The sequence below is a fragment of the Pseudoalteromonas sp. SR45-5 genome (genome assembly GCF_014163565.1).
In the GTDB taxonomy this organism is placed as follows: Bacteria; Pseudomonadota; Gammaproteobacteria; order Enterobacterales; family Alteromonadaceae; genus Pseudoalteromonas; species Pseudoalteromonas distincta.
Map to the genome: position 1 here is coordinate 1 of NZ_JACJDN010000747.1, position 1,704 is coordinate 1,704.

Sequence of the window (1,704 nt, forward strand, 5' to 3'; positions counted from 1 at the left end):
GTTTTAAGCGGGTCACATCACTATAAATGGTGCGAGGTAGCGGCAGTTGGTAATCAATATTAAGGGTTAATTGTTTTTCTTGTGCCAGTGGTTGAATAATTGATTCAATGTCATGCACAAGCTGTACTACGTTTAACGCAGACAAATCGACAGCTAGCTTTTCAGCTTCAATTTTAGATAAGTCGAGTATGTTATTTATTAACTCTAGTAAGTGTTTTGAATTACGTAAAATAGTGCTTAGATGTTGTTTGTCGTTGGCTACTTTGTCGTTGTGGAGTAATTGCTCTGTAAAGCCCATAATAGCCGTAAGTGGCGTTCGTATTTCGTGACTCATATTAGCTAAAAAACGACTTTTAAGCTGATTAGCTTGCTCGGCTTGGCCAATTGCAAGCTCTAGTTGGCTGTTCATGGCTTCAAGTGCTTTAGTACGACTTTCTACTTTATCTTCAAGGTGGTGTTTATATTCTTCAAGCTGCTGCTGGTAGTGTCTAATTTGATTAACCATGTGGTTAAAGTCGTTAAACAAAACACCCACTTCGTCATTTGTATGAGCTGGTAAGTGCACCGACAAATCGCCATCACCAACACGGTGGCTTGCAGCACCTAGTAATTCAATTGGATTAAGTAGTAAATTACGTACCACTATAAAAATTAATATTGGCAGGGTGATTATCGAAATAATAACAATTAAGCCTGTTATTAGGCTTATGGCTTTACCAGATTGATAAAGCACACCTTTGGGAATGGTTGAAACGTAATAATATCCACCGGGCATTTGTACGGCAAAAATCATTCGCTCTATTTTATCTATGCTTGAGAGTTCAATGGTAGAAAGCATGCCTATATCGGCAAGATCATGTACTTGGTTAAGTTCATATTCGCTTATGTATTGGCCGCGCATGTTGTAGTCGGAGCTAAATAAAATTTTCCCGTCTTTGGTCAACATTAAATTAAGTGTGTTGTTATATGGCGCTTCTAAAATACTGGAGTTGAGTATTGAAGGCTCTATATGTATTACAATAAAACCAAGCTGCTGTGGACGTTTCAAGTAGTAATCAACACTGTCAATTCGTTGAATGAAATATAAGCTCGTGGTGCCATCGTCCTTTTGAATCATAAATTGCTGTGTACTTAAATTACTTTGCAATACTCGATTAAAAAATGGATAGCTTTTAGGCGCTGTTGTTAGGTTATTAGAGTAGTAGGCATCACTTTTCCCACTTGCTGAAACTAAATTAATGCTAATTATATCTGGATAAGCTTCGCTGTAACTGGCAAATACATCCATAAGCGCGCCAAGTTTTCGGGTGTAATTACCGTTGGCGCTAATATCGTTTGCTAAAAAGTCACTAAGTACTGGCGAATTTGAGAGTAGTTTTGCAGTAGAGTGAAAAGAGTCGATATAGTTGAATATTTTTTGCTGTTGTTGCTCAACAAAACGGCTCATTATTAAATCAGCTTGTTTTTGTGTTGAATTAGTGACATTGGTGAGCGTAAAGCCACCTAAAAATAGCAGTGGCAGAATAACAAGAGGTGTTATATACCATAATAATCTTATACTTAACTTACTGGTTTTCATGACCAAACGACTTATCCTCCATGCAATCTGCCAATAATATGCGTTACGACCTGATTACACAAGCTTATAGCGGTCTTGGTGGCTAAATTACAATCATTAGTTGCATGATCTTTAGCTCTTTTTTT

At 37.3% G+C, this 1,704-nt stretch carries 1 protein-coding gene; it reads right to left on the minus strand.

All coding sequences use genetic code 11. The features are described from left to right. The coding region (locus H5072_RS18605) for a histidine kinase dimerization/phospho-acceptor domain-containing protein (RefSeq protein WP_182694410.1) at nucleotides 1-1,579 on the minus strand (1,579 nt) is incomplete at its 3' end. Nucleotides 1,580-1,704 lie beyond the last annotated feature (125 nt).